The organism is Methyloferula stellata AR4, assembly GCF_000385335.1.
Lineage (GTDB): Bacteria > Pseudomonadota > Alphaproteobacteria > Rhizobiales > Beijerinckiaceae > Methyloferula > Methyloferula stellata.
In genome coordinates this window covers 3,753,079-3,768,318 of sequence record NZ_ARWA01000001.1, presented here as the reverse complement: position 1 = coordinate 3,768,318, position 15,240 = coordinate 3,753,079, and the positions used below count along the sequence as shown (strand labels likewise).

General features: G+C 58.6%; 15 protein-coding genes and 1 other RNA gene. 5 read left to right on the top strand and 11 right to left on the bottom strand.

From position 1 onward, the window contains the following. Positions 1-25 precede the first annotated feature (25 nt). Positions 26-423, bottom strand: an RNA gene (rnpB, locus tag A3OQ_RS23845) — RNase P RNA component class A. 168 nt (positions 424-591) lie between these two features. On the opposite strand from rnpB, the gene A3OQ_RS0118615 reads away from it, so the two are divergent. From A3OQ_RS0118615 to A3OQ_RS23005, 3 genes are all read left to right on the top strand, one after another. Beyond that, entirely contained in the window at positions 592-933 is a 342-nt protein-coding gene (locus A3OQ_RS0118615) for a hypothetical protein (RefSeq protein ID WP_020176949.1), read from the top strand. Further along, positions 933-1,685, top strand: coding sequence for a peptidoglycan recognition protein family protein (locus tag A3OQ_RS0118610; RefSeq protein WP_020176948.1), 753 nt, complete (start codon positions 933-935; stop codon positions 1,683-1,685). Before A3OQ_RS0118615 ends, A3OQ_RS0118610 begins: the two co-directional genes overlap by 1 nt. Positions 1,686-1,933: 248 nt before the next feature. Then, entirely contained in the window at positions 1,934-2,428 is a 495-nt protein-coding gene (locus A3OQ_RS23005; protein ID WP_020176947.1) for a c-type cytochrome, read from the top strand. Between the two features lie 3 nt (positions 2,429-2,431). On the opposite strand, the gene A3OQ_RS0118600 is transcribed toward A3OQ_RS23005, so the two are convergent. The 9 genes from A3OQ_RS0118600 to A3OQ_RS0118555 all read right to left on the bottom strand — a co-directional run bounded on the left by A3OQ_RS0118600 (position 2,432) and on the right by A3OQ_RS0118555 (position 13,078). Further along, the gene (locus A3OQ_RS0118600; protein WP_020176946.1) at positions 2,432-4,549 is read right to left on the bottom strand and encodes an ABC transporter ATP-binding protein/permease; all 2,118 of its coding nucleotides are present in this window, start codon (positions 4,547-4,549) and stop codon (positions 2,432-2,434) included. A gap of 443 nt (positions 4,550-4,992) precedes the next feature. Further along, a complete protein-coding gene (locus tag A3OQ_RS0118595; protein WP_020176945.1) occupies positions 4,993-5,346 on the bottom strand; it encodes an integration host factor subunit alpha in 354 nt (117 codons plus the stop codon). Positions 5,347-5,682: 336 nt separating this feature from the next. Beyond that, positions 5,683-7,329 (bottom strand): chaperonin GroEL, encoded by a 1,647-nt coding sequence (groL, locus tag A3OQ_RS0118590; protein ID WP_020176944.1) that lies wholly within the window; start codon positions 7,327-7,329, stop codon positions 5,683-5,685. 52 nt (positions 7,330-7,381) lie between these two features. Further along, positions 7,382-7,669 carry a co-chaperone GroES gene (gene groES, locus A3OQ_RS0118585; RefSeq protein WP_020176943.1) on the bottom strand — a complete coding sequence of 96 codons (288 nt, stop codon included), beginning with the start codon at positions 7,667-7,669 and terminating at the stop codon, positions 7,382-7,384. Between the two features lie 357 nt (positions 7,670-8,026). Then, the gene (locus A3OQ_RS0118580; protein ID WP_020176942.1) at positions 8,027-9,595 is read right to left on the bottom strand and encodes a Do family serine endopeptidase; all 1,569 of its coding nucleotides are present in this window, start codon (positions 9,593-9,595) and stop codon (positions 8,027-8,029) included. Between the two features lie 202 nt (positions 9,596-9,797). Next, a complete protein-coding gene (gene hflC, locus A3OQ_RS0118570) occupies positions 9,798-10,706 on the bottom strand; it encodes a protease modulator HflC (protein WP_020176940.1) in 909 nt (302 codons plus the stop codon). Next, on the bottom strand, positions 10,703-11,809 hold the full coding sequence (hflK, locus tag A3OQ_RS0118565; protein WP_020176939.1) for an FtsH protease activity modulator HflK: 1,107 nt from the start codon (positions 11,807-11,809) through the stop codon (positions 10,703-10,705). Before hflK ends, hflC begins: the two co-directional genes overlap by 4 nt. A 232-nt stretch (positions 11,810-12,041) precedes the next feature. Further along, complete coding sequence (locus tag A3OQ_RS0118560) at positions 12,042-12,551, bottom strand: dihydrofolate reductase (protein WP_020176938.1); 510 nt, start codon at positions 12,549-12,551, stop codon at positions 12,042-12,044. Next, positions 12,548-13,078: a GNAT family N-acetyltransferase gene (locus tag A3OQ_RS0118555; protein ID WP_040580206.1), complete on the bottom strand. Its 531-nt coding sequence runs from the start codon at positions 13,076-13,078 to the stop codon at positions 12,548-12,550. The genes A3OQ_RS0118560 and A3OQ_RS0118555 overlap by 4 nt, the downstream gene beginning before the upstream one ends. 232 nt (positions 13,079-13,310) lie before the next feature. On the opposite strand from A3OQ_RS0118555, the gene A3OQ_RS0118550 reads away from it, so the two are divergent. Next, positions 13,311-13,799, top strand: coding sequence for a hypothetical protein (locus tag A3OQ_RS0118550; RefSeq protein ID WP_020176936.1), 489 nt, complete (start codon positions 13,311-13,313; stop codon positions 13,797-13,799). 116 nt (positions 13,800-13,915) lie between these two features. Continuing rightward, positions 13,916-14,380: a PH domain-containing protein gene (locus A3OQ_RS0118545; protein ID WP_020176935.1), complete on the top strand. Its 465-nt coding sequence runs from the start codon at positions 13,916-13,918 to the stop codon at positions 14,378-14,380. Between the two features lie 45 nt (positions 14,381-14,425). Here the strand turns inward: A3OQ_RS0118545 and A3OQ_RS0118540 are convergent, their stop codons facing one another. Next, positions 14,426-15,235 (bottom strand): thymidylate synthase, encoded by an 810-nt coding sequence (locus A3OQ_RS0118540; protein ID WP_020176934.1) that lies wholly within the window; start codon positions 15,233-15,235, stop codon positions 14,426-14,428. Between the last annotated feature and the right edge of the window lie 5 nt (positions 15,236-15,240).

Sequence of the window (15,240 nt, the reverse complement as noted above, 5' to 3'; positions counted from 1 at the left end):
GGCGGTGACGGCCGATATTTTAAATTGCGCCAGCCGGCCTGTAAGCCGGGTTCTGTATGGCTTGCGGCGGTACCGCAAGCGTGATGGCCATTCCTCTGGGACGGCCGTTACCGGCCGCCTCAAGCAACCAACCCGGGCGACGATCCGGAGACGGACCCAAGGCGCGTTCTCTTCCGAAAAGCCCTTATGTCGCCCCTATTCGGTTTTGCTCCCGGTGGGGCTTGCCGTGCCGCTGATGTTACCATCCGCGCGGTGCGCTCTTACCGCACCGTTTCACCCTTACCGGCGGAGAACCGCCGGCGGTTTGTTTTCTGTGGCGCTTTCCCTAGGGTCACCCCCGCCGGACGTTATCCGGCACCGTGTCTCCATGGAGCCCGGACTTTCCTCCGCTTCAAGAGAAGCGACGGCCATCCGGCCGGCTGGCATCAAGCGGCATAGGAGGGATGCACCCGCGGGTCAATCATCAAGCGTTAAGGTGATATGTCGAAAATGCCGCGAATTGACGCAAAGATGCGGCGCCACCTGATCTTGTCTTGACCTTATCGGTCGGTTTGGGCCTCTGGGGAGCTGCGGAAACAACAGGGTTCTTCCATGCGAAAAGTGCTGGCTTCAATAGGGGTTTTCACCGCCGCGCTGGCTGTGGCCGCATGCGGCTATACGCCGGAGCAACGCGCGGTCAGTGGTGCTGCCATCGGCGCGGGGACAGGCGCGGCGCTTGGCGCCGCGACCGGCGGCGGCGTCGGTGCCGTTCTCGCCGGCTCGGCACTGGGTGCCGCGACCGGCGGAATCATCGGCGCCAATACGCGGCCAGCTCCTCCCCCTCCGCCCCCGCCGGGTTATTATCCGCCGCCTCCTCCGCCCGGGCCGGCCTGCGCGCGTTGGGGCTATGATCCGGCCGGCAATCCTTTCTGCGTGCGCTATTACGGCTATTGATGAGTTTTTCCGCGAATAGTCTGCTTGTCGGCGATGTCCGCCCGTCGCCGAACCATGGGGACCGCAAAAGCGGCCGGGTCGATGCCGTCATTTTGCATTACACGGGCATGGCTTCGGGCGAGGCCGCGCTGCAATGGCTCTGCGATCCGGCATCCCAGGTTTCCGCGCATTATGTGATCGCGGAAGACGGGCAGGTGATTCAGCTTGTGCCGGAATTGCGGCGGGCCTGGCACGCCGGCCAATCGATCTGGGCCGGCGAACGCGACATGAATTCGGCCTCGATCGGAATCGAGATCGTCAATCTCGGCCATGACGGCGGCGCGCCCGCATTTCCGCAAGCGCAGATCGAGGCGGTGATTGCACTCTGCAAGGACGTCGCGGCGCGCCATCAGATTCCGGCGGCGCGCATTCTCGCCCATTCGGACGTCGCACCCGACCGCAAGGCCGATCCCGGCGAATATTTTCCATGGGATTTGCTCGCCGCGAGCGGCGTCGGCCATTATGTCAAGCCACATCCGATCGAAGAGGGCCCCCGCCTTGAGCGCGGCATGCATGGGGTCGAAGTCGAGAAGCTGCAGGCGCTGCTCTCCATGTATGGCTACGGCCTGCGCGTTTCCAATCTTTATGGGCCCAAAACCGAAAATGTCGTGCGGGCCTTCCAGCGCCATTTCCGGCCGGCGCTTGTCGATGGTATTGCCGATCAATCGACGATCGAAACGCTGCGCGCGCTTCTCGCGAGTCTGCCGCGATAAAGCGTTTTCGAGCGAAGTCGGTACCGGTGGGTGTGAAGAAAACGCGTCAAACAAAATCATGGAGCCTCGCTTCTGATCTATCAGAAGCGAAATGGCTTTATGTATGATCTGAAAAGTTGAAGGCTTTTTGGAACGGCCATGCGCGAAATCAAAGTATCATTCCAAAAAATCCCCGACCTTTTAAACGAGATCGTGCGTTGAAGCGGGTGCCGCGATGACGCATGACTTTGGTTTGATTGGAGGGGCTTATGGCAATGTCTTGCTTGCAGCGGGTTGGCGTGATTGCGTTTCTTATGGCGTTGCCCGCGGCGGCGGCGGCGGCGCGCGCCGATACGCAGGAGCTCGAGCAGAGAGGCGCCTATCTCGTCCAGATCACCGGCTGTGCCGGCTGCCATTCGCCGAGGGACTCGGAGGGCGAGATCATCGCGGACAAACGCTTGACCGGCGGTGACCGCGCGCTGCCAGTGACCGATATCGGCCGATTCTATCCGCCGAATATCACACCCGACGAGGAGACGGGTATCGGCGATTGGAGTGCCGAGGATATTGTCAAGGCCTTGAAGAGCGGCGAGACCCCTCTGGGCCGCGTCCTGTTGCCCGCCATGCCATGGCGGACGCAATTTAAAGACCTGACCCAAGACGACGCCTTGGCGATTGCGACCTATCTCAAATCGCTCCCGCCGGTCCGCCATCGAACCCCGGCGCCGCTGGCGCCGTTGAAGGGGTCGGCTCCCCAGCCTTAAAAATTATTCCGCCGCCTTCACGACATGCTCGGACGGCGTGAAGAGCCCGGTGGTGCCCGCCGGGTGCATGTCGAGATAGCGCTTGTGGAACCGCACGAGGCTGGTGCGATGGCCGATCGAAACCACGGTCGTATTGGGTAAGCGCTCGGCGATGATCTCATAGACCTTGGCTTCCATGGTTTCTTCCATGGCGGCTGTCGCTTCGTCCAGAAACAGCCAATCCGGCTTTGCGAGTAAGGCGCGGGCGAGAGAGACGCGCTGCTGTTCGCCGCCCGACAGGCATTGCGACCACCGATCCTCGTCGTGGATTCTGTCGATGAAGTGATCGAGCTGAGCCGCGGTCAGAACCTCGCGGATGGCCTCGTCGTGAAAATCATCCGGTTGCGATGGATAAGTGACCGCCGCCTTAAGGCTGCCGTTTGGAATATAGGGTTTTTGCGGCAGGAGCATCACGCGGACATTGGCAGGCAGGGTGATCGTACCCTCGCCGAAGGGCCAGATGCCAGAGATTGCGCGAAACAGTGTGGATTTGCCGGAGCCGGACGGCCCGGTAAGAAGCACGGGTTCGTTCGCGGCAAATTGCAGATCGCTGCTTTGAACGATCACGCGACCGTCCGGCAGCTCCAAAGTGAAAGCGGCTAAATCGAGATTTTTTTCCTCGCTCGAAGCCTCGGGAACCTTGCGCAGGCCCGTGCCATAGGCATGGGCGCGTTCGAGCGCGGCATCGAAGGAGGTCAGACGATCGAGGACCGATTTGAATTCCGCGAGCGACACATAATAGGTCACGAAGAATGTCAGCGCGTCGTTGACGCTTCCAAAGGCGCGCGCCGTCTGCGTCATGATGCCGAGGGTGATCTTGCCGGCGAAATAGAATGGCGCCGCCACGATATAGGGAATGAACGGGCTGAGCTGGCCGTAGGAAGCCGTAAAAGAGATCAGTCGTTTGCGGCAGCCGATGATGTCGAAATAATTTCGGACGATGAACGAAAAGGATTTCAACAGGGATTTTTGTTCGGCATTTTCGCCGGAAAGAAGCGCAACCTGCTCGGCATATTCGCGCAGCCGTGCGAGCTGAAAGCGGAAATCGGCTTCATAGCGCTGCCGCACGAAGGATAGGGCGACGAGAGGCCGTCCGATCAGATGCGTGAACAAAGTGCCGACGCCCGCATAGATCAAGGCGACCCAGAAGAGAAAACCAGGGACCGCGATGGCCGTGTAGGGAAGCGTGAAATTTGCCGACAGATCCCACAAAAGAATGGCGAAGGAGACGAGCGATGTCAGTTTGGCGATCAAAAGGATCGCAAAGGAATAGATGCCGGAGCCGACCTGTCCGCCATCGATGAAGCGCGCTATATCCTCGGAGATACGTTGATCTGGATTATCGGCGCCGGCGCCCGTGAGTGACATGCGGTAATGCGTATGTCCCGCGAGCCAGCGGGTGACATAATAATCCGTAAGCCAGCGCCGCCAGCGGATGACGAGGGTCGATTGGACGACCAGTTCGACGACGGCCGATGCGATGTAACAAAAAGCCCAGGGGCAAAAAACCGTGAAGAGCTGATACCAGAAAGTTGCTTCGTCCTTGTTCTGGATCGCATTGAACCAATCGCGTGAGAAAAACGACAGGCGCACGTCGATACCGACCTGCGCCTGGTTGATCAGCACCAGAAGAACGACCATGCTGGTCGCTATATGCCGCTCGCGTCCCGTGAAAGACGGCAGAGGCCAGATGCGCGCCGGGTTTTTCTCATCCGTGTTGAAATAGCGGTCGGCTATTTTCGTCATCGCGCGGACGACCGGGATGAAGGACAGCAGATAAACCAGGATCGCAAAAATGGCGACGGTCACCGGCATGCTTTCCGGCGGCAGGTAATCCTCATATCCTTGCGGCCAGAGGTCCAACTTCGCGAGGAGAAAGGCGCTCCCGAAAACGATCGTCTCGGTTGCGAAAATCGCCGCGAAGATTTTCAAAAAACTCGAAATCGCATGGGCGCGATAGGTCGTGACGGCGCAAATGAAGCCGACGGCGGCCATGAAGGTGACCAGCGGTTCGCCGGTCTTTTGGGCGATGATCGCGGCGGCGACGGAAAAAAGAGCGACGGCGAGGGCGAGGAATTTCATAAAGACCCGATCACTGCATTTAAACGGAAGCGGCAGTTCGATTGCGGAGCGCGTTTATATCCCCAAGCCATCGCGTCCCAAGCAATCGCCCAGGTCATCCTGTCCCGAGAAAATCTATCCAAGGGACAGCCGAGCTTCGGTGGCCGCTTCATCTTGGCCGGTTTTGGCGATTTCGAGCTGACCAACCGCACGGAAAATGCGTCACATTCAAGGCTTGCAGGGTCAAGCGCTGATTTCTTAAAAATACGCAAGTTTAGGTGCAAAATGGGCAAGCCTAAGCTCTGGAATGGCTCAAACGGGGCAGGAGCCGCCGCTCGCCACCTTGCGTGAGCATCGGATTATCCGATCAAATCGAGCCTGCCCGACGTGCTCATTCAAAACCGGATCCCGGCAACAGCGGGGATCAGTACCGGTCCCCAGTTTTGGGTCCTATGTCCAAATCTTTATTCCGCGTCGGCTTCCGCCTCTTGCGGCAGGGCTGTCCCATTGATGCTCGCGGTTAAAACCGGAGAAGGTTTGAACGTCAGCACGCGTCTCGGCGTGATCGGCACTTCAACGCCTGTGCGTGGATTGCGCCCGATTCGCTCGCGTTTGCTACGGACCGCGAAAAGACCGAATGAACGGAGTTTGACGCTTTCGCCGCGAACCAAAGCATCTGAAATTTCTTCAAGCGCGATTTCAAAAATTTCGCGTGCCTGTGCGCGAGAGAGAACGGGACTCGAACTATAGACAGCCTCCAGAAGATCCGCGCGCGTCGTAGTTTTTCGAATCTTTGACGATTTCGACGATTGCTGCACTTTCCGCTTCTCCCCCCGGAGCCCTTTAAAAACAGGTGCGGAAGCTTAGACCGAAAATGTGCAAGGGCGGTTGCAAAAAAACCTCAGGCGCCGATTAAAATGTTGATGCCTTTGATGACAGTTTGCCTTGGTCCAAAAGATTGGCGCGAACCGGGCGCGTCAAGACAGAACAATTCTCTTCAATAAAAGTTGAAATTCATCCGGCAATGCGAGGCGCTGCTCAAGCCTACGGTTGTAGAATACCAGAGACGGCCCTTAAACGAACTCCGCGCGCAGGTGACTGCGCGCGGAGCGGTTTCTTTATCGGAAAGGCGGAGCTTTCCAGCAGACGTGGATTTAGAAGTCCATGCCGCCCATGCCGCCCATGCCGCCACCGCCCATCGGCATCGCAGGGGCATCCTTCTTCGGCGCTTCCGTGATGGTTGCTTCGGTGGTGATCAAAAGACCGGCGACCGAAGCGGCATCTTGCAGAGCCGTCCGGACGACCTTGGTCGGGTCGATGATGCCGAGTTTCACCATGTCCCCATATTCCCCGGTCTGCGCGTCATAACCAAAGGAATAAGACGGGTTCTCAATGAGCTTGCCGACGACCACGGCGCCATCGCCGCCGGAATTGTCGACGATCTGTCGGGCCGGGGTCTGGATCGCCTTGCGGACGATGTCGATACCGGTCTTTTGATCGGGATTGGCAACCTTGAGGTTATCGAGCGCCTTGATGGCGCGCAGAAGCGCGACGCCACCGCCGGGAGACACACCTTCTTCGACCGCCGCGCGCGTCGCATTGAGAGCGTCGTCCACGCGATCCTTCTTTTCCTTCACTTCGACTTCGGTCGCGCCGCCGACGCGAATGACCGCGACGCCGCCCGCGAGCTTGGCGAGACGTTCCTGCGCCTTTTCGCGATCGTAATCGGAGGTGGTCTCGGCGATCAGGTTCTTGATCTGGCCGATACGGGCCTCGATCTCAGCCTTGGCGCCGGCGCCGTCGATGATCGTCGTATTCTCCTTGTCGATGCGAATCCGCTTGGCGCGGCCGAGCATCTGCAGGGTCACGTTTTCGAGCTTGATGCCGAGATCCTCGGAGATCAGCTGACCAGCCGTCAGGATGGCGATGTCTTCGAGCATGGCCTTGCGGCGATCGCCGAAGCCCGGCGCCTTGACGGCCGCGACCTTGAGGCCACCGCGCAGCTTGTTGACGACGAGGGTCGCGAGTGCTTCGCCTTCGACGTCCTCGGCGATGATCACGAGCGGCTTGCCGGTTTGAACGACGGCTTCGAGCACAGGCAGCATGGCCTGGAGCGACGAAAGCTTCTTCTCATGCACGAGGATGTAGGGCTCCTCGAGTTCCGCCACCATCTTGTCGGGATTGGTGATGAAGTAGGGCGAGAGATAGCCGCGGTCGAACTGCATGCCCTCGACGACATCGAGCTCGGTGTCGAGGCTCTTCGCCTCTTCGACCGTGATCACGCCCTCGTTGCCGACCTTTTGCATGGCGGTCGAGATCATCGTGCCGACAGATACGTCGCCATTGGCTGAAATCGTGCCGACTTGGGCGATCTCGTCGTTCGACGTGACCTTCTTGGAATTGGCCTTGAGATCGGCGACGACGGCTTCGACCGCGAGGTCAACACCGCGCTTCAGATCCATCGGGTTGAGGCCGGCGGCCACTGCCTTGGCACCTTCGCGGACGATGGAGGCGGCGAGGATCGTCGCCGTGGTCGTGCCGTCACCGGCAACGTCGTTCTGCTTGGAAGCGACTTCACGGACAAGCTGGGCGCCGAGGTTCTCGAACTTGTCGGCAAGTTCGATTTCCTTGGCGACAGTCACGCCGTCCTTGGTGATGCGCGGTGCACCATATGACTTCTCGATGACTACGTTACGGCCCTTGGGACCGAGGGTCACACGCACCGCATTGGCGAGAATGTCCACGCCGCGCAACATGCGATCACGCGCATCGGACGAAAAACGTACGTCTTTGGCTGCCATTTTTTCAAACTCCTGAAAAGGTTTCTAGTGTCGGTCGGAGAGAAGGCTCGCCTTAGGCGATGACACCCATGATGTCGCTCTCCTTCATGATGAGGAGGTCTTGGCCGTCGATCTTGACTTCGGTGCCGGACCATTTGCCGAACAGCACCTTGTCGCCGGCCTTGACATCGAGGGGAGTGATTTTGCCGGTCTCATCGCGGCCGCCAGGACCAACGGCGATGATTTCGCCTTCCTGGGGTTTCTCTTTCGCGTTGTCGGGAATGATGATCCCGCCCTTGGTCTTTTCCTGACCTTCAAGACGCTTGACGACCACACGGTCATGCAGGGGACGAAAATTCATGGTCTGCTTCCTCTAAAATGATGATGGGTCCCTGCTCTCGAAGGGGACACCTCGCGAAGCTTCGGCCGGTCCAACCCAGGCCTCGTTAGCACTCGGTAACATAGAGTGCTAACAAGGCGCGAAATAAGCCATCGCGCCCCAAATTGTCAAGGAAGAAGTTATTTTTGAGCATTAATCGCTTATATATGAAGCATAATGTTTAATTTTAAAGCAAAATAGAAAGCTGGCAGCTACGGCAAGGCCGCAGACCGGGAAACTGTCCTATGGAGCTTGAAATTGTGAGGAGGCCTACCTCCCGCAAGGGCGGGGCGCGAAAATTTCGCCCCGGCCATGCGATCGGATTTCGAGACATTCTGCCTATTGCATTGAGAGCGCGACGAAGCGCACCTCGCCTTGCGTATTGGCGATGAGGAACAGCGCCGATTTCTTGCCGCCCTCCTTCAGGGCTTTGATCTTGGCCGATACCTCGGACGGGTCCTTCACGGGGATCTGATTGATTTCCAGGATCACCTCGCCGGGCTGAATATTTTTCTCGGCGGCCGGCGACTCCGGATCGACATCGGTGACGACGACGCCTGTGGCCACGCTCTCGCCGATGGAGAATTTTTGCCGCGCGGCGCTGCTGAGGCTCGAAAACTCCATGCCGAAAGCTTTTTCGACCGGCGTCGGAGGCAAGGCCTTGCTGGTTTCAGGGGCCTTCGTTTCGAGCGAGGCAAGCTTCTCATTGTCTTCGAGGCGGCCGAGTTTGACGGTTTTGGTCAGTTCTTTGCCCTGGCGCATGACGACGACGGCAACGTCCTTGCCGACCGGCGCGGAGGCGACGACCTTCGGCAGGTCGCGCGATTCCTTGATGTCGGTCCCGTCGAATTTGACGATGACGTCGCCGGCCTGGATGCCTGCCGCCTTCGCAGGGCCCTTGTCGTCGGTGCCGGCGACAAGCGCGCCGTGAACCGGGCCGAGGTTGAGGCTTTCCGCGATGCTCTCATCGACGTTTTGAATGCGGACACCGAGCCAGCCGCGCCGCGTCTCGCCAAATTTCTGCAATTGGTCGATGACCGGCATGACGGTCGCGGCAGGCGTGGCGAAACCAATGCCGATCGAGCCGCCCGAAGGAGACAGGATCGCCGTATTGATGCCGATCACCTCGCCGTCCATGTTGAACAGAGGCCCGCCGGAATTGCCTTTATTGATCGCCGCGTCGGTCTGAATGTAATTGTCGTAGGGACCCGATTCGATATTGCGGTGATGCGCCGAGATGATGCCGGCCGTCACCGTGCCGCCGAGGCCGAATGGATTGCCGACCGCCAGCACCCAATCGCCGACGCGCATTTTCTCGCTGTCGCCAAATTTGACGGATTTCAGCGGCTTTTCGGGTTTCACGCGAAGGACCGCGACATCGACCTTGGAATCCTTGCCGATGATTTGTGCCTTCAGCTTTTGGCCGTCGGTGAAGATGACGGTGATATCATTGGCGTCGGCGATGACGTGATTATTGGTGATGATGATCCCGGAGGGATCGATCACGAAGCCTGAGCCAAGCGAATTCGACTTGCGCTCGCGCGGACGCGGCAATGGCGTATCATTATTGCCGCCGCTGCCGCCGCCTTGCTGACGGCGGCGGAAGAATTCTTCGAAGAGATCGTCAAAAGGCGTACCCGGTTCGAGCTGCGGCGCGGCCGAGGCATGTTTGTCTTCCATCGTCTGCGTCGCCGAAATATTCACGACCGCATCGCTGACTTGATCGGAGAGATCGGCGAGAGAATCGGGTCCTTTGGCAAAGGCGGGCGCGACAAGAGCGGCCGGCGAGGCAATAAGCGACAGACCGAGCGCGCAGGCGAAGGCCAAGTTCGCGCGGCGCAGTCGGCCAGCCAAGGCATGTTTTGATGGCGTGACGACCCGCAGCTCTGAAAAGGCAAACAAACCCATGAAGTGATCTCCTGCGACCGGACGCGCGGCATGGCTTAAGAAGCGCGCCAATCGAACGATAAATTAGGGCGGAAAATCGGCGGCGTCGCGCTTTTTGCCAGGCTCGCCGAAAGCTCCGTTTCCCTTATCTTTCATATAGCCATAGCCCGGCAAATTGCCGCTCGCACCTCAAAATTGCAGGGCAAGAATTTGCCCGAGTAAGTTAACGTGCGGCGGACGGCGCGCCCGCGGCGGGTTCGGGATGAGACGTTCCAAAGAAGCGGAAGAAATCCGACTTCGGGCTCAAAATCATGCGCGTGTCCGAGGCTTTGAGCCCATTCTCATAGGCCTGCATCGACCGGTAGAAGGCAAAGAAATCCGGATCTTTGCCATAAGCGTCGGCAAAGATCTTGTTGCGCGTCGCGTCGCCTTCGCCGCGGACCTGATCGGCTTGCTTTTGCGCATCGCCGCGCAGAACCACCACGTCGCGATCCGCCTTCGCGCGAATCTTCTGTGCCTGTTCGGAGCCCTGCGCCCGATATTCGGCAGCCTCGCGGGCGCGCTCGGTCTGCATGCGCCTGAACACCTGTTCCGAGATCTGGCGAGGCAGGTCGGCGCGCCTGATGCGGACATCCGTGGCGACGACGCCGAGACGGCCGGCCTCCTGGTTCACCTGGTCGCGGATCTTCAGCATGAGCGCGGAGCGGTTGTCGCGCACGATCTGCGTCAGGTCGGCTTCGCCGAGCACGCGGCGCACCGCCGAATTGAGCACGAAGCCCAATTGGTTCCTCGCCCGCTCGATCGTGCCGACGGTTTGGTAGAACTTCAAGGGATCGACGATCTTGTAGCGCAGGAACGCATCGACTTCGATGCGCGTATTATCGGAGGCGAGCACCTCCTGCTTCGGCGCTTCGAGATCGAGAATGCGATTGTCGATCGGAATATAGTCCTCGATGAACGGAATCTTGAAATGCAGCCCCGGCTGTGTGATCAGCCCGCGTCCGGCGACAGGTTCGCCGAAACGCAGCAGCAGACCTTGATCCGTCTGCTGAACCTGAAAGGTCGAGGCCGCGGCTACGACCAGGATAACAACGAGCGCGATCAGCGCGACAAAGCCATAGGCGCCTCTCATTTGCGGCTCCCATCGCTGGCGCGCGGTGCCAGTTGCGGCAGCGGCAGATAAGGCACGACGCCGTTTCCGTTCCCGGCGGCCTCGTCGACGATCACTTTGTCGGCACCGCCCAACACACGCTCCATGGTTTCGAGATAGATGCGCTCGCGAGTGACTTCGGGCGCGTTTTTATATTGATCGTAGATCTGGGTGAAACGCGCCGCCTGACCTTGCGCTTCGGCGACGGTCTGCAGGCGGTAGCCTTCGGCCTCTTGAATGATGGCGGCCGCCTTGCCGCGCGCTTCCGGCACGACGCTATTGGCATAGGCTTCGGCTTCGTTGCGCAAGCGGTCCTGATCCTGCTGCGCCGCGGTCACGTCGCGGAAGGCGGCAATGACCTGCTCGGGCGGATCGACCGATTGCAATTGCACCTGAAGGATGAGCACGCCGGCTTTATAGTCGTTCAAGACTTTCTGCATGAGATCCTGCACGGCAGGTTCGATCACCTTGCGTTCGGCGGTCAGGATCTTTTGAATCTGGCTGCGGCCGATCACTTCGCGCATCGCGCTTTCCGCGACGGCTTTCACGGTTTCTTCCTGATTGGCGACGTTGAAGGCGTAATCTTCCGGATGAACCGGATCGATCTGCCAGATCACCACGAATTTGACGTCGGCGATATTTTCATCGGCCGTCAGCATCAGGCTTTCTTCCGGCAGATCGATGGGCGGCTGCCCGTTCGGACGGAAGATGAAGCCGATATTGGTGGCCTTGCGGTTGGTCACCGGAAGCTTCAGCACCGAGCCCACCGGATAGGGCCAATTGTAATTGAGGCCGGGCGTGGTCCTGCCAGTATAGCCACCGAAGACTTTGTTGAGGCCGACCTCGTTCGGGCCGACCGTGTAAAAGCCGGTTAGAAGCCAGATGAGAAGGCCGATCAGCACCAGGGCGATGATGCCGCGCGAACTCACGCCGCCGCCGGGCATCCATTGCCGCAGTCTTTGCTGGACCCGGCTCAGCATTTCCTCGAGGTCTGGCGGCGTCGATCCGCTGGGTCCTTGTCCCCACGGGCCGGGATTGCCGGGTTTCCAGCTTCCGCCGCCATTGCCGTTACTGGTCCAAGGCATAAAAGACCTTTCAAAAGTTCAGCCGGGGTGCCGATCGTCCGATATCACGCGGTTTATCGGCCGGTAGTCTTATAGAACAAGTTCCAGCAAATGTAGGTGTCTTTTGCAAAATCGCTTGGCGGTTTTGTCTATGGTGAAGATATCGCTTGGGAGTATCCCAAGCGATTTTCCATTAACCGGCCAATCTCATTTATAGAATTTCCGCATATAAATGCCGTAGGCGTTCGAGACATCATCGCCGACGATAATCGACAAACGAAAATGTCGCATCGTCCTTCGCGTCTTTTGGCGGGCGCACGCGGCTTTCTTCCCCCCATTGCGACCAATTGATGGCAGGAAAAAACGTATCGCCTTCCGGCGCGAGATCGACGAAAGTGATCTTCATCCTATCCACGTCGTCGATCATGGCCGAATAAAGTTCGGCTCCGCCGGCGAGAATAATCTCTTGCGCCTGCATGGCGCTGGCGCGTTCCGCGGCGCAGGCGAGCGCATCCTCGATCGAATAGACGATATGCACGCCCTCGGCGGTGAAATCGCGGTCGCGCGTGACGACGATGGTTTCGCGCCCCGGCAAGGGTCTTCCGATTGATTGGAAGTTCTTGCGTCCCATGATCATCGGCTTTCCCATCGTCAGCGCGCGAAATCGCTTGAGGTCGCTGGTCAAATGCCAGGGGAGGCTATTGTCCCTGCCGATGACGCCATTTTCGGCGATGGCGGCGATGAGGATCAGCGGCGGATTCATATGCGGACAGGATCAGCCTTGCCGGCTGCAAGCGCCGCGAGGCTGGAAAGCGCGCCGCCCTCGCAGCGGCAATTGGTCCATTCGTCCATCAGCACCGCACCCATAGCCTTGTAGAAGGCAATCGATGGCGTATTCCAATCGAGCACAGACCATTCGAGCCTTGCAAGATTTTCTCTGACGCAACGCGCCGCGAGGCCGGCGAGAAGCGCCTTGCCGGTGCCGCGCCCGCGAAAGGCTGGACGCACATAGAGGTCTTCGAGCCAAATGCCGTGGCGGCCGCGAAAGGTCGAGAACGTATAGAACCAGACGGCGAGGCCGATAGGCTCGCCATCCTGCTCTGCCATGTCGCAGAAAACCCGCGGCGCAGTGCCAAAAAGCGCCTGCGCCAGCGTTTCGGCTGTGGCATCGACCGCAGCGCTGAGCTTTTCATAGGCTGCGAGTTCGGTGACAAGCGCGAAGATCTGAGCCGCATCGGCGGGCACCGCGGAGCGAATGTGAAAAGGCACTCTGTTTTCGTTATGTCCCATAAACCTCTATCCGGCGCCTTGCGTAAGCGCTAAAAGCCTATCCGGCGTCGATTCCAGGCGCTAAAAAGCGATTTATGACACTATATCAGGCGTCGTGGAGAGCGACACTTAGCTCCTTTCTCGAATTCGCGTTTTGCCAGCGTTTCTAAGATCACGCGAATTCGAGAGTGGAGCAGGCGGCCATTTCTGGGACCTGATATAAGATGCGAAACAGACTTCAAAGGAAAACCGTATGCCTGAGCCACTAACGCTTCTCGCAGATTCTTTCATTGGACGGCATTTGGAGGTCACGCTTGAAAAGCGGGATGGTGACACGGCCTGGATGCGCCTGCAAATCTGGAACAGCAGCCTTGATTTTCGCCGGGATGATCCAACCAAGGACGATGTGATTAATCTTTACGACGTCCGTTTCGATAAGGCGAGACGGCTTCTCTTCAGAGGCAAGATGAATGGCTCATATCCCCTGATCACCATCGGCTTGAATCCGGCGGTTCCAGCCGAGGATAAGAAAGCCTTCATCCGCGTTGTCGTTGTGGATTCGTTTGGATATCTGGCGGATGCATCGGTCGATTACACGCTGGAAAATGACAATTACGCGGCGCTGTTCAAATTCCTGCTTGACTGCGATTTTCCCGATATCGAGGCCAGTGTCATCAGAAACGAGAAAGCCGTTGTCAAGGCCGGTTTCTCCGGCGCGATGTCGGGCGCCGACAAAAGGTAATCCAGGGACAATTGCTTAGATAATGGCATGGATCTTCGGCATGGATTCGTCATCGCTCCTCTCCTCGCAATGACGGTTCGACGATCGAGTCCTGACTCTAGAGTGGTGTCCGATCCATGAGCTACGTGAATCAAATATTGCAGCCCGGCGAAAAAGTGCTCGTCGTCGGCCGGATTCATTGGATCATCTATATGCCGGGGATCCTGTGGCTCATTTGTGCCGCGGCGGCCTTTGGCCTCTCTGTCCATTTCAAATATACGCATTATCAATGGCCAGCCCTCGCGCTGGCCTTTGTGTTTCTTATCCTCGGTCTGGCCGGAGTTCTGCGCGCCTGGTGGAAGAGCTTCACGACCGAGATCGCGGTCACGACTACGCGGGTCGTCCATAAGAGGGGTTTCATCAATCGTTATACGAACGAAATGAACATGGACAAGGTCGAGTCGGTCATCGTCGACCAATCGATTCTTGGTCGCCTTCTTGATTACGGCACGATTGCGATCCTCGGCACGGGGCAGGGCTTTGAGAAGCTCAAGTTCATCTCGCATGCGATCGAGCTGCGCAATGCGATCACGTCGCGATAGATCCTTCATCATCGATGTAGGTGAGGCGACAAGCGCGGCGCAAATCTAAACCGCCACTTCCGCCTTGATCGCCGGATGCGGATCGTAATCCTCGATCACGATATCCTCAAAGCGGAAATCGAAGATCGATTTCACCTCTGGATTGAGCTTGAGCCGCGGCAAGGCGCGCGGCGTGCGGGAGAGTTGCTCGCGCGCCTGGTCGAGATGATTGAGATAAAGATGCGCGTCGCCGAACGTATGCACGAAGTCGCCGGGTGCGAGCCCCGTGACCTGCGCGACCATATGGGTCAAGAGCGCATAACTCGCGATGTTGAAGGGCACGCCTAAAAACACATCGCCCGAACGCTGATAGAGCTGGCACGACAGGCGCTTTGTGCCGGTCTTGTCTTCCGCCACATGGAATTGGAAGAGGCAATGGCAGGGCGCCAAAGCCATGTCGCCGAGGTCCGCGGGATTCCACGCCGACACGATATGGCGGCGCGAAAACGGGTTGCGCTTCAAATCCTCGATCACGTTTGAAATCTGATCGATCGTCCTGCCGTCCGGTGCGCGCCACGAGCGCCATTGCTGGCCGTAGACAGGGCCGAGATTGCCGTTTTCATCGGCCCATTCGTCCCAGATGCCGACACCGTTCTCCTTGAGATAGGCGATATTCGTGTCACCTTTCAAAAACCAGAGCAGCTCGTGCACGATCGATTTCAGATGCAGCTTTTTCGTCGTGACGAGCGGAAAGCCTTTGCTGAGATCGAAGCGCATCTGATGGCCGAAAAGCGACAGAGTGCCGGTGCCGGTTCTGTCGGCCTTTTCTTGGCCTTCGTCGAGGATTTTGGCGAGCAGATCGAGATAGGCGCGCATGTCCG

Bases quoted from the DNA above. Each gene is read 5' to 3' on its own strand.
- A3OQ_RS0118615 (WP_020176949.1), top strand. From the start codon at position 592: ATGCGAAAAGTGCTGGCTTCAATAGGGGTTTTCACCGCCGCGCTGGCT.
- A3OQ_RS0118610 (WP_020176948.1), top strand. From the start codon at position 933: ATGAGTTTTTCCGCGAATAGTCTGCTTGTCGGCGATGTCCGCCCGTCG.
- A3OQ_RS23005 (WP_020176947.1), top strand. From the start codon at position 1,934: ATGGCAATGTCTTGCTTGCAGCGGGTTGGCGTGATTGCGTTTCTTATG.
- A3OQ_RS0118600 (WP_020176946.1), bottom strand. From the start codon at position 4,549: ATGAAATTCCTCGCCCTCGCCGTCGCTCTTTTTTCCGTCGCCGCCGCG.
- groL (WP_020176944.1), bottom strand. From the start codon at position 7,329: ATGGCAGCCAAAGACGTACGTTTTTCGTCCGATGCGCGTGATCGCATG.
- groES (WP_020176943.1), bottom strand. From the start codon at position 7,669: ATGAATTTTCGTCCCCTGCATGACCGTGTGGTCGTCAAGCGTCTTGAA.
- A3OQ_RS0118580 (WP_020176942.1), bottom strand. From the start codon at position 9,595: ATGGGTTTGTTTGCCTTTTCAGAGCTGCGGGTCGTCACGCCATCAAAA.
- hflC (WP_020176940.1), bottom strand. From the start codon at position 10,706: ATGAGAGGCGCCTATGGCTTTGTCGCGCTGATCGCGCTCGTTGTTATC.
- hflK (WP_020176939.1), bottom strand. From the start codon at position 11,809: ATGCCTTGGACCAGTAACGGCAATGGCGGCGGAAGCTGGAAACCCGGC.
- A3OQ_RS0118560 (WP_020176938.1), bottom strand. From the start codon at position 12,551: ATGAATCCGCCGCTGATCCTCATCGCCGCCATCGCCGAAAATGGCGTC.
- A3OQ_RS0118555 (WP_040580206.1), bottom strand. From the start codon at position 13,078: ATGGGACATAACGAAAACAGAGTGCCTTTTCACATTCGCTCCGCGGTG.
- A3OQ_RS0118550 (WP_020176936.1), top strand. From the start codon at position 13,311: ATGCCTGAGCCACTAACGCTTCTCGCAGATTCTTTCATTGGACGGCAT.
- A3OQ_RS0118545 (WP_020176935.1), top strand. From the start codon at position 13,916: ATGAGCTACGTGAATCAAATATTGCAGCCCGGCGAAAAAGTGCTCGTC.
- A3OQ_RS0118540 (WP_020176934.1), bottom strand. From the start codon at position 15,235: ATGCGCGCCTATCTCGATCTGCTCGCCAAAATCCTCGACGAAGGCCAA.